Origin of the sequence: Mucilaginibacter sp. (genome assembly GCF_028287845.1) — a bacterium.
Taxonomy (GTDB): Bacteria; Bacteroidota; Bacteroidia; order Sphingobacteriales; family Sphingobacteriaceae; genus Mucilaginibacter.
In genome coordinates this window covers 16,311-27,670 of the sequence record NZ_JAQBOW010000117.1, presented here as the reverse complement: position 1 = coordinate 27,670, position 11,360 = coordinate 16,311, and the positions used below count along the sequence as shown (strand labels likewise).

9 protein-coding genes are annotated in these 11,360 nt (G+C 39.7%); 6 read left to right on the top strand and 3 right to left on the bottom strand.

Translation table 11 applies throughout. The features are described from left to right. Nucleotides 1-47 precede the first annotated feature (47 nt). Both JWP71_RS12075 and JWP71_RS12070 read left to right on the top strand, forming a co-directional pair. Entirely contained in the window at nucleotides 48-1,142 is a 1,095-nt protein-coding gene (locus JWP71_RS12075; protein ID WP_299500226.1) for a DUF6515 family protein, read from the top strand. A gap of 139 nt (nucleotides 1,143-1,281) precedes the next feature. Beyond that, the gene (locus tag JWP71_RS12070; RefSeq protein ID WP_299500224.1) at nucleotides 1,282-2,118 is read left to right on the top strand and encodes an oxidoreductase; all 837 of its coding nucleotides are present in this window, start codon (nucleotides 1,282-1,284) and stop codon (nucleotides 2,116-2,118) included. Between the two features lie 36 nt (nucleotides 2,119-2,154). Here the strand turns inward: JWP71_RS12070 and JWP71_RS12065 are convergent, their stop codons facing one another. Together JWP71_RS12065 and JWP71_RS12060 are read right to left on the bottom strand one after the other, a co-directional pair. After that, nucleotides 2,155-2,427 carry a UBP-type zinc finger domain-containing protein gene (locus JWP71_RS12065; protein WP_299500222.1) on the bottom strand — a complete coding sequence of 91 codons (273 nt, stop codon included), beginning with the start codon at nucleotides 2,425-2,427 and terminating at the stop codon, nucleotides 2,155-2,157. Between the two features lie 46 nt (nucleotides 2,428-2,473). Further along, nucleotides 2,474-3,628: a HAMP domain-containing sensor histidine kinase gene (locus tag JWP71_RS12060; RefSeq protein WP_299500219.1), complete on the bottom strand. Its 1,155-nt coding sequence runs from the start codon at nucleotides 3,626-3,628 to the stop codon at nucleotides 2,474-2,476. 504 nt (nucleotides 3,629-4,132) lie between these two features. Between JWP71_RS12060 and JWP71_RS12055 the strand changes: the two genes are divergently transcribed. Beyond that, nucleotides 4,133-4,852, top strand: coding sequence for a peptidase (locus JWP71_RS12055; protein WP_299500216.1), 720 nt, complete (start codon nucleotides 4,133-4,135; stop codon nucleotides 4,850-4,852). Nucleotides 4,853-4,861: 9 nt separating this feature from the next. After that, nucleotides 4,862-5,707 (top strand): transglutaminase family protein, encoded by an 846-nt coding sequence (locus JWP71_RS12050; RefSeq protein WP_299500213.1) that lies wholly within the window; start codon nucleotides 4,862-4,864, stop codon nucleotides 5,705-5,707. Between the two features lie 160 nt (nucleotides 5,708-5,867). Here JWP71_RS12050 and JWP71_RS12045 read toward each other — a convergent pair whose 3' ends face one another. Further along, nucleotides 5,868-9,806, bottom strand: a complete 3,939-nt coding sequence (locus tag JWP71_RS12045; RefSeq protein ID WP_299500210.1) for a Pls/PosA family non-ribosomal peptide synthetase — start codon at nucleotides 9,804-9,806, stop codon at nucleotides 5,868-5,870. A 144-nt stretch (nucleotides 9,807-9,950) separates the two neighbouring features. On the opposite strand from JWP71_RS12045, the gene JWP71_RS12040 reads away from it, so the two are divergent. After that, a complete protein-coding gene (locus tag JWP71_RS12040) occupies nucleotides 9,951-10,577 on the top strand; it encodes a 4'-phosphopantetheinyl transferase superfamily protein (protein ID WP_299500208.1) in 627 nt (208 codons plus the stop codon). Between the two features lie 27 nt (nucleotides 10,578-10,604). Further along, nucleotides 10,605-11,336 (top strand): DNA-formamidopyrimidine glycosylase family protein, encoded by a 732-nt coding sequence (locus JWP71_RS12035; RefSeq protein ID WP_299500206.1) that lies wholly within the window; start codon nucleotides 10,605-10,607, stop codon nucleotides 11,334-11,336. The last annotated feature ends 24 nt before the right edge of the window (nucleotides 11,337-11,360 follow it).

Genomic DNA, 11,360 nt, shown 5'->3' with positions numbered 1-11,360 from the left:
ATATAAATAACAGCGCTTGAAAACGCTGTTTAAATTATAAAATCATTATGAAAAGGATATCTCAATATTTGATGTTAACAGGCTTAAGCGGATTATTATGTTTGTTTTTGGCTGTTCCCGCTAATGCTCAACGAGGTGGTGGCCATAGCGGCGGTGGAGGTGGCGGCGGCGGTGGCGGCTCTCACTATAGCGGTGGCGGCGGCGGTGGCTCTCATGGCGGTGGCGGTTTCTCAGGTGGTCGTTCAAACGGAGGTTTTTCGGGTGGAGGCCGTACTACTAATAGTTTTGGCACTTCGCGTCAAAGTTTTCAAAACGGTGGTGTGCAAGGTAATACCCGTGCGTTTAGCAATAGAACTGGTGTAACCGGCAATACCCGTGGACTGAATTCTTATAATAACAGGGTTGGTGTAAGTGGCCGGGTTGGTGTAACCAATGGTTACCGCGGAGGAGCTGCAGTAGCACGTGGCGGCTTCGTAACAAGAGGTGGCCGTTCTTTTGGCGGTGGGTATGGACGTGGTTACGGCTATCGTTACAGCCCATGGTACAATCATGGCGGCTTTTATTATAACCGCGGCTTTTATCGTAGCGCGTATTACCCACGTTTAGGTTTTAGTTTAGGCATATTGCCTTTTGGCTACTACCCTTTTTATTGGGGCGATGCACAGTTCTACTTTAGTGATGGCTATTATTATCAATATAATAACGATCAGTACACTGTAGTAGAGCCGCCTATAGGTGCCGCAATAAATACGTTACCATCTAACGCGCAATCAATTACCATAAACGGCCAGCAATATTATGAGCTAAACGGTGTTTATTATACGCCAATTACTAAAGATGACGGCACTGTTGTATACCAGGTTGCCGGTAAAGATGGCCAATTAGATACAAACGATAATAGCAATTATAATAACAATTATAACAGTGCTCCCAATAATAATAATGGCAGCAACCAGGCCGTTGCATCACCAGAAATTGGCGATATATTTTATAGTTTGCCTCCGGATATCCGCAAAATAAAACTTAATGGCGAAAAATACTATGTATCGCCTGATGATTTTTACTACCAGGAATCTCAAGATCAGGACGGTAAAAAAGTATATAAAGTTGTAGGCACCCCCGATCAGGCGCCTGGCAATTAAAATTTAATTTCTTAATAAAAAGGGTGAACGCTTACTGTGTTCACCCTTTTTATTTAGCTGTTTATAAGTATGAATTTATACTGACAAACAAACGACACCTATATTGTTATTTTGATCAACATTTAAATCCTTTTAAAAAATGAGTAAAGTTTGGTTAATTACCGGCTGTTCTACAGGCTTTGGTCGCGAACTGGCAAAAGAAGTATTAAAATCAGGTTACAAAGCAGGAGTAGCTTCCCGTAATATTAATGATATTAAAGATATTATAGCCGAGTATCCTGATACGGCAATAGCTGTAAAATTAGATGTAACTAAGGCCGATGAAATTAAAGCGGCAGTAAAACAGATTAAAGAAAAATTTGGGCAGATAGATGTGCTGGTTAACAACGCGGGAATAGGTTATTTTGGCGCTATTGAAGAAAGCGAAGAGGCTGAAGTACGCCGTATGTTCGAGATCAACTTTTTTGGCTTAGCAAACATAACCAACGAGGTATTACCAATAATGCGTGCAAAACGCAGCGGCCATATTGTAAACATTGCTTCAATTGGTGGTTTGGTTGGTTTCCCCGGTGTTGGTTTTTATAACGCTACTAAATTCGCGGTTGATGGTTACTCGGAAGCATTGGCAAAAGAAACGGCTCCGTTAGGGATTAAAGTAACAGTTATAAATCCAAGCGGTTTCCGTACAGATTGGGCCGGCCGTTCGGCAAATAACAGCCCCATTATAATTGATGATTATAAGGATACTGCCGAAGCCAACAAAAATGCCATCCGCGGTTATAGCGGCAGTCAGCCGGGCGACCCTGTACGTGCGGCAAAAGCAATTGTTAAAGCAGTAGAAGCAAAAAATCCGCCATTGCATTTATTATTGGGTGTAGCCGCATTAAAAGGCGCGCGCAATAAATTGGAAGTACTGAAAAAAGATTATGATGCCTGGGAAGAAACAACTACCGGGACAGATTTTCCAACTGAATAAGCCCAACCTTAACCCTCCCTTTCGGGAGGGTTTTTCTTAATACTCTGCAAAAATCTCATCCTTATAGCACCAAAGCCATTGTTCGCCGGGCTGTGCAGATATTATAACCGGATGATCTGTTTTATGATAATGCTTTGTTATATGTGTATTTGGAGAATCATCACAGCATAGGGTAACGCCACAGGTTTGGCAGGTACGTAAATGCACCCAGTCATCACCGGTTTTAATGCATTCTTCGCATACAAGGTCTTTGGGTTGTATAATTGTTTTTATTTGGCGCAGATGCTCACATAGCTGTTCATTTTTCATAATCTATAGCATATTAATTGTTCCTGGTATAGGTATTTATATGGGGTTATGAATGGGCCTTGTTATCGATTTTTATCGGTGTCATGTGAATTGTAAAGGTAGTACCCTGCTTTTCTGTACTACATACTTCAATGTCTCCGCCATGTTTTTTTACTATCTGTTTTACAATACTTAATCCAAGCCCTACAGATTCTTCTCCACGAATACCCCTACGGCTCGCTCTTGAAAAACGATCAAAAATATACGGCAATAACTTTTCTGGTATACCCATACCAAAATCTTTTACATCAATAAATATCAGGCCGCCCTTATCTCTTAATGAAACTTCAATATGGTCACCCTCCCTCGAAAATTTAATGGCATTACTTATCAGGTTATCCATAACCCGCTGCATCTTTTCTGTATTAATATGGGTATAGATGGGCTGGTCTGTACCATAGTATAATAATTTAACCTGCCCCATCTTATTTTTAACCCATTCATCAACAACTTTTAAAAGATATTGGTTAAGCTCTACTTCTTCAATATCAAAAGCAATGTCATTTTCATTATTAGCTGTTTCTATTAAATCATTAATTATTGAAGTTGCTTTATCGCATGACGTTTTTATCATTTGGATATTTTCCTGATTATCCGCATCTATTGTTTCATCCTCTTCCATTATCATAGCCAATGCTTTAATAGCGGCAAGCGGGTTGCGCAGGTCATGCGCTACAATACCCAGTATCTCATTTTTTAGATTACTGGCTGTTTCTATTTCTATATTTTTTTCTTCAATTGCTTTAAGCTTTAAATAATTATCAGCACGATAAGAGAATACGAATCTTGATATACTAAAAAACAAAGTCACCAGCACAGCCGAAATTATATCATTTAACAGTTGTTCATCAAAACTATGCTGGTAATAGGGCACTGTCAGCATAAAAATGGCACTTATTACCAGTCCAACAAAAAGAGTCTCATAATATTCCAGCGTAAAGAATACACCAACAAGCGTTAATGCTGCCAAATACATTACTAATGAATTGCGAGGATTATGCAAAACAAAAAAAGTAACCCTCATCCCGTTAGTTATGACAAATAAGGCAAATATCAGTATCAATGCCCTGCCAATAAATTCAACCAGGCGGTCATGTTCAAAATACTTTATAAGCAATGTACTACCAATATAAAACAATGGGGTAATTAGTATTGAAATCATATTAGCAAAACCAAGTTCATCAATATGATTTACATTATTAAAAGGCAGGTTGCTAAATCTGGTGATGAATCGTATTGACAAACTCATCAGGAAATAAACTAAACTGATAGTCTTTACCGTTCTTAAATTTTGGAGGGTGGAGTAACTACGGAAAGCAGAGCGATTAGGTAAGCCAATCCTCGTGAAAAAATGAACCCTCATGATATATATTTGAGACAGGCAAATATACTGAATACAATAACGTTGTACTTAAATACCATATTTAATTTTGTATGAATTTAAACAAAATAAACCATTGCTTAAAATATTTCGCCATACAATAATAATAATAAATAGTCCATTTGCCCTATGGGTTGCCGGTTTAGTGATATTAATTACGTCTTGCTTCAATGCTGCCGAAAGGTTAATGTTTAACATTTTTAGATATTTATTAGGTGTTAATATCCTTTATTTATTTACTTTGTCCACCACAAAATTCAATACACATTTCTGAATTAAATAATTATGACTTACTGCCTCGGAATAAAGGTTAAAGAAGGCCTGCTTGCAATTGCTGATACCCGTATTACATCCGGAACTGACACTACTGTAAAAAAGAAAATTTCGATAGAACAAAAAGACGGATTTTCTCTTTTCATTATGACAAGCGGTTTACGCTCTACAAGGGATAAAGCTATTGTATATTTTACCGAATTACTGGAAACAACGGAGTACAATAAATTATATAAAGCAGTAAATGCCTTCGGCGAACAGGTTAAAAGAGTAGTTAAGGAAGATAAGGAATCATTAGAAAGAGCCGGTTTTAACTTTGACCTGCACAGTATAATTGGCGGCCAGTTAAAAGATGATGACGAGCATAAACTTTTTTTATTATACCCCGAAGGAAACTGGGTGGAATTAGGACAGGGCGCGCCCTTTGTAATTATTGGTAATTCGGGACATGGAAAGCCTATACTTAACCGTATATTAGATGAAAATTCCAGCTTAAAACTGGCGCTGAAAGCAGGTTTTTTATCATTTGACTCTACTCGTGTTAGCTCAAATAATGTGGATTTCCCAATAGATGTGGCGATCTATAAAAAAGACAGCTTTCATATTATTGAACAACGTTACGAAAAAAAAGACCTGGAGAATATTTCGACCCAATGGGCCGAAGAACTAAAGGCAGCCTTGCAACATGTATCCGAGGACTGGATTAATGTTGCCTTTAATAAACTACCATAAATTACTACTATGAAATTCGATGTATTCACCGAAATGGAATATAATGTGAGGTCGGCGAGTACTTTGATTTTAAATATCAACGCTTTAAGAACACAACACCAAACCGTAATAAGCGAAACTTTTACTATTGATCCATACCTAAAAACCGAAGAGTTAGTATCGGCCAATGGCGAGAACCGCCTGGTAAGATTTGAGATCAATGATCCCGGCACTTTTAAAGTTACCTACAAGGCAACTGTTGATAATTTTACCAGGATTATAGATTATGAGCACCATGACGAAGTACCGGTGGCTCAGTTTGATCCGGCTATAATGCCTTATTTATACCCAAGCCGTTATTGCCAGTCAGATAAATTATACCGGTTAGCTAATAATATGTTTGGGCATATTGTAAATCCATTCACGAAGGTGATAGCACTTACCGACTGGATCCATCGTAATGTACAATACCTAAGCGGTTCAACAAACGCGCAAACATCAGCATTTGATACCGTGACAGAGCAGGCCGGCGTATGCCGTGATTTTGCGCATTTGGGTATTGCCCTTTGCCGTGCATTAACTATACCGGCAAGATATTTTACAGGCTACGCCTATCACTTAAAACCTGCCGATTTCCATGCCTGTTTCGAAGCCTATTTAGGCGGCGAATGGATATTATTCGATGCTACCAAACTTGTACCGCTAAATGGCATGGTTAAAATAGCAACCGGCCGTGACGCTGCCGATACCGCTATAGCTAACATTTTTGGCGATGCAACTTTTACCTCTATGATAGTGAGCTGCGAACTTGCCGATGAAGGCTTTGAACCCATATTTTACGGACATATAGATTATATGGGGATATCGTATTTGTAGATGTGCAAATAGCAGGTACGTGGATGTGCAGATAAAACCTATCAATATCTTGTAGCGATTAAACCATAAGGGGTTATTTTAAATCTTATATAAAACCAAACCTCATGAAAAAAATAGCGCTTCATCTGCACATTTGCATATCCGCACATTTGCACATCCATTAAGCCGGTTTCACCGGACTGCCTATCCAATCCGTTCCCGGCGACAGGCGCTCACCTTTCATCACTAACGATAAAGCTTCAATACGTGTATCGTCGCCTAATTCGCTATCATACAAAATAATAGTGCCTGCGCCTATGCTGCTTCTGGCGCCTATTTTTACGGTGCCAACTTTCATTACCCTATCCTCGAACAAATGGGTTTGCGGACCGCAATCCTGGTTCAGGGCAGCATCATCACAAATAGTTACCATATCAAACTCGGTAATATCGGTAGTGTTCATCCATACACGTTTGCCAATCTTTACACCTAAAAGGCGCATTAATGGTGGCAGCCACGGCGTTCCCTGCAAATAGTCTAATAAAAACGGTATAGCTAATGCTTCATAGGTAGATGTAATTGCCTCGCTTTTCCAAACAGCCCAGCTCCACATAGGCTTTTGCTGTGTTTTATATTTGCCAATAAACAACCATTTTAATACCAACGGAACCAAAAACGAAGGTATGCCCATAAAAAACAAGTAATAAAACGGGAAATAAACAATGATCTTCCACAGCGGGTCATCTACCAACAGATCATGAGCGTACGCGATAAAAAATATCGAAAAGCAAATAATAGCGCTCTCGGGTAAAATTATGCGGATAAACTCCACCAAGCCGCGTGCAAATTTGCGGTAATTATTGGGGTGCATGGTCAATTCCTCGCCAAAAAGTGTACTTTCCTGCCTTCGTGGCAACGGTATAGCCGGCGAACCAAACCAATCTTTGACAGCAGTATTGGTCATTTGTTGTTCATCAGGCGGCGTAGATAATACACCTATCAGCATGTTGCTGTTTAAATGATACCCTTGTGGGATAAGCGCGCTATTACCAACAAAACTCCTGTTACCAATAGTTGTTTTATCCAATATTAGTTGTTGTCCGCGCACGTCTGCTTCACCTAAAGTAACCGCGTCGGCAACAAAAGCACCATCGCCTATTTCCAGCAGTGGATGCGTCACACTACTGGCTGTTGATATTTCTGTCCCCTTTCCTATTTTGGCACCAAGCGCTCTGAAAAACGATGCCACATATACCGTCGCGTATATAGGATGCATTACAATAAGGCTTAGCGACATTAACTGATCGGCAAACCATTTACGTACATAAAACACGCTGTACACCGAATATTTGCCCGGTTTAATCCCTCGTTGCAAAATGCGGGTAAATAGTATAGTTTCTGCTGCAAATAGTATAATATACATTATAGCCAGCATCGGCACATGTACCATATAATTAAAATTATAATCGGGTGCCGCGTTATCCATGCGGTTTATGGTAATTATTGTTGGCAGCAACGGCAGTAAAATTATAAATGGAAATATCATCATGCACATAATAAACACCAGCTTATACTTTCTGCGGGTAAAAGCTGATACCACTAATGGTTGTGGCAGGTCCTCAATATTTTTGGTTTCTTTTAATTGCGCAGGGCTACCTTGCCACACCTCGCAATATCCAATAGTTTTGCCGGGAGGTAGAAAGCTCAAATCCTGCAGCTCGCCCCATGCAGCCACATGGCTATCGCCTGATATTATGGCACTGCTGCCAATATAAGCATGATCACCCAGTTTTATGCGGCGCAACTTAAGCAAGCCATCTTCCACAAACGCGTTATTTAGATTGGTTTGCGAGCTTATACTAACATCGTCGCCAATAGTTATCAAATCCTCGGCACCAAAACTAAAATTGCTTATCTGGGCATTGGCCGCTATCTTCATGCCTAATAAACTTAAATAAAGCGGGTAAAGCGGCGTGCCGTTTAAAAATTGAGCAGGCAATAAACGCTGTATAGTTTTAACAAACCACCATCTAAAATAATAGCTCCCCCATAAAGGATAATCACCCTCTTTCATCTTCCCTATTACCAGCCATTTAGCACCAATAGATATGGTAGTAAATATGGGTGGAATAAATGAAAATAGCACCAGCGATGTAATGATAGAATAAGCTACATTACTGGTTTCCTGATCTACATAATAATAGCCCAGGTAGGGAATAAATATCTGGAAAGCAAATAAGCCATAAATTAACAATAACGATATTGTTTGCGCCAGCCAGCAAAGTAAATAAGTGGGCAATGATACCCTATTATAATGGCGTTTTGATTTGGGCTTAACTTCGGGCTGGCTTTCCCAAACGCCTATTAAATTACTTAGCGGCCGGTTAATATATATGTCTTTTAACGATGCGCCCGGCAAATTAGCATCGCGGCGCAGCTGCGATACAAAACCGGCTGCTAATAATGAATGTCCGCCCAGGTCATCAAAGAAATCCATAGATGGGTTAATTTCCTTGTTAGGGAATATCCCGCGTAAAACCGCCAATATCCTATCTGCAGCCGGGGCATTTAAGTCGATAGTGTTTTCCGAATTATTACTTATAGTGGCAAATGATTCGGGTACAGGTAATGCCTTGCGGTTAATTTTACCGCTTGGCATGCGGGGCATTTCGTTAATAGTTACAATGGTGCCCGGCACCATGTAGGAGGGCAGTGTTTTAGCTAATTCTATCCGGAACAGATTCTCTTCAATACAATTCAGGCCCTCCATAACAACATATCCTACCAACTGCTCCTGCCCGTTACCATCCTTTTTTACCGCAACAACGGCAGATGCTACACCGGCTATAGCATTTAGCTTAACTTCTATTTCACCTAACTCTATTCGGTATCCACGTAATTTTATCTGGTCGTCAAAGCGGCCAAGCAGGTCTACACTGCCATCGGGGTTTATAATAGCAGCATCGCCGGTTCTATATACTATATTACCCGGCAACACGTTAAGTGATTTTGGCTTGGATACAAATTTTTGCTGGGTAAGCTGTGGTAATTTAACATAACCCGATGCAACACCCGGGCCGGTAATAATCAGTTCGCCTTCCTCGCCATAAGGTAAAATATTTAAAGCTTCATCAACCACTGCCAAATTATAATTAGGCAATGGTTGCCCTATAACTATTTTATCACCAGCATTTAAGGGCGCAATGGTAGCGGTTACCGTAGTTTCGGTAGGCCCGTAACTATTATAAAACTGCATACCCGGTTTTGCCCATTTGGTTAATACCTGTGGTGTACAAGCTTCGCCGCCGGCATTTACTAAACGTAAAGATGGTATGCTGTCTTCCATAACGGCCAGTAAGCTGGGTACCGCGTGCAGTATGGTTATATTTTCTTTTTTCAGAATATCGCCCAATTCATCTATTGCCTTTGACGTGGTATTATCGGCCACCCAAAGGGTAGCTCCGGCAAAATAACTTATCCAGGTTTCTTCGCACCACATGTCAAATGATACAGAGAAACCCTGGTACACCCTATCGGTTTCCCTGATATCAAAAACAGTTTGTTCTGAACGTACCAAATGGCATATTTGCTTCTGACTTATAGGGATTCCTTTAGGTTTACCTGTACTGCCCGAAGTATACAATACATAAGCACAATCATCGGGCTGCGGCCCCTTAGGTTTTTTAACTTTATCGTGCGGTGCAGGCATTGGTTTTACGCTTAACCGCGCACAAGGCGAATTTAATTTTTGCAGACTAAAAACTCCATCTGCACCAACCTCTTCCAATATTACTTCTACGCGTTCTGCCGGTATTTCCCTATCAATAGGCACATAAGTAGCTCCCGATTTTACAATACCTAAAATAGCCACATGCAGCTCCAGGCCGCGCTGCCACCATACCCCTACTTTGCTATTACGTGCAATCCCTTTTTTGTTTAAATAATCGGCTACCGCGTCACTCCATTGGTCAAGCTCGGCATAGGTTAAAGATTGGTCATTAAAAATAAGAGCAGTTTTATCCGCATGCTGTCCGGCCGAAGCATAAAATAAAGTAGCCAATGTTTCCTCCCGTATTAGGTCCGGGCGATCGGCTCCGAGTATAACACTCAGTGAATTCATAATAAATATAGTTACTTTAGAGGTATATTAATTGGTTTACGGTTCAGGCTAACTATACTCAATAGTAAGCATTGTTTTGTATGTTTAGATTAAATAAAAACATATAGTTTAACGCCTAAAGTAATTGAGATAATATTATTACAAATGATTATTTGTTACCATACTACTATTGATAAACCCTGGAACGGTAGCGAACTGGAACAAAAAATGGCGCTTGTTCCATCCGCTTTAAAAGAAAAAATATTAAAAAAACGCAATCATTCTGACATACAATTATCTGTTTGCGGCAATCTGTTAATTTTAGAATTATTAAAGCATTTTAAGCTTGATTTAAGTTTGGATGAATTGCTTTATAATCCATACCATCGCCCTTATTTTAATGTCACCTTTGATTTTAATGTATCGCACGCCGGCAACAGGGTAATCTGTTGTGCAACCACCAGGGGGAAGGTTGGTATTGATATAGAACTGAGCGGACCGGTTAATTTTGATTATGATAATTATTTTACAACTACCGAACAGCAAAATATCCGCAGCAAAAAAGACCCTGACACTGAATTTTTTAAGTATTGGACGCGCAAGGAAGCCTTGCTAAAAGCCATAGGAACCGGCGTTTATACCCCATTATTAACTATGGATGTTTCTGAAGATATCTTTACTTATAAAGGCGAGACTTATTATTTATCACCTATTGATATTGACCCGGCTTATCAAAGCTGTATAGCGCATACGGTTAAGCAGGAAATTACGGTACAAAAAGTGATGGTTTAATGGCCCAGTCTTTGCATAATTTATATTATGCCCGAAGGACCATCCATTGTTATATTAAAAGAAGCTGTACAACAGTTTAAAAATAAAAAAGTAATTGCAGCAAGCGGCAACAGCAAAAAATTGGATATTGAGCTATTTGAAGGACAAATTATCACCGGTTTTAAAAGTTGGGGAAAGCACTTTTTAATATGTTTCCCCAAATTTACTGTGCGCATTCATTTTATGCTGTTCGGTTCGTACCGTATTAATGAACATACTGACAGACCGGCAAGATTACATTTACAATTTAATAATGGCGAATTAAACTTTTATGCCTGTTCATTAAAATTGATAGAACAACCACTGGATGAAGTTTATGATTGGTCGGCAGATGTAATGAACCCCTCTTTTGATCACACAAAAGCCATCGAAAAATTACAGACGCAGCCGGATATGTTAGCTTGTGATGCTATATTGGACCAGCATATATTTTCGGGAGCTGGAAACATTTTTAAAAATGAAGTATTGTTTCGCATTCGTATACATCCGGAAAGCCGGATTGGCAACCTACCTAATGAAAAACTGCAAGAACTGGTAACCGAAACAGTAAACTACGCCTTCGATTTTTTAAGTTGGAAAAAAGAGTTTATTTTAAAAAAACACTGGCTGGCACATACCAAAAGCATTTGCCCGCGAGATCAGGTTAAATTCCACAAAGCCATATTGGGCAAAACACACCGACGTAGTTTTTATTGCGATGTGTGCCAGATATTATATTAATGTGGACTAAATCTATAACATTTT

Coding starts and splice junctions, on each gene's coding strand:
- JWP71_RS12075 (WP_299500226.1), top strand. CDS start 48: ATGAAAAGGATATCTCAATATTTGATGTTAACAGGCTTAAGCGGATTA.
- JWP71_RS12070 (WP_299500224.1), top strand. CDS start 1,282: ATGAGTAAAGTTTGGTTAATTACCGGCTGTTCTACAGGCTTTGGTCGC.
- JWP71_RS12065 (WP_299500222.1), bottom strand. CDS start 2,427: ATGAAAAATGAACAGCTATGTGAGCATCTGCGCCAAATAAAAACAATT.
- JWP71_RS12060 (WP_299500219.1), bottom strand. CDS start 3,628: ATGATTTCAATACTAATTACCCCATTGTTTTATATTGGTAGTACATTG.
- JWP71_RS12055 (WP_299500216.1), top strand. CDS start 4,133: ATGACTTACTGCCTCGGAATAAAGGTTAAAGAAGGCCTGCTTGCAATT.
- JWP71_RS12050 (WP_299500213.1), top strand. CDS start 4,862: ATGAAATTCGATGTATTCACCGAAATGGAATATAATGTGAGGTCGGCG.
- JWP71_RS12045 (WP_299500210.1), bottom strand. CDS start 9,806: ATGAATTCACTGAGTGTTATACTCGGAGCCGATCGCCCGGACCTAATA.
- JWP71_RS12040 (WP_299500208.1), top strand. CDS start 9,951: ATGATTATTTGTTACCATACTACTATTGATAAACCCTGGAACGGTAGC.
- JWP71_RS12035 (WP_299500206.1), top strand. CDS start 10,605: ATGCCCGAAGGACCATCCATTGTTATATTAAAAGAAGCTGTACAACAG.